Below are 279 nucleotides of genomic sequence, written 5' to 3'. Positions count from 1 at the left end.
GGCGTACTGGTGCACTGGTTCCGCCGCGCCTGGCCCTGCCTGCTGGTGGTCGACGTCTCGGTGGAGGTGGCGCTGCTGGCCCGGTTGTGCGGCGTGCCGACGATCTATCTGCGCCAGCGTGGCAGTCGCTTCGATGCCGCCCACGAACTGGCCTACGCCAGTGCCAGTCGCCTGCTGGCACCCTATCCGGACTGCCTGAAAGAGCCTGATACCCCAGCCGCCTGGCGAGCCAAGACCTGCTATGCCGGCAGCCTGTCGCGCTATGCCGGGCAAGGGCCC

The 279-nt window shown here is 69.2% G+C and carries 1 pseudogene; it reads left to right on the top strand.

The features are described 5' to 3' along the window. A pseudogene (locus HWD97_RS24335) lies at positions 1-279 on the top strand (glycosyltransferase); the annotation flags it as partial.

Origin of the sequence: Ochrobactrum sp. C6C9 (assembly GCF_022627935.1) — a bacterium.
Lineage (GTDB): Bacteria > Pseudomonadota > Alphaproteobacteria > Rhizobiales > Rhizobiaceae > Brucella > Brucella teleogrylli.
This window is presented reverse-complemented; position numbering and strand designations above follow the sequence as displayed.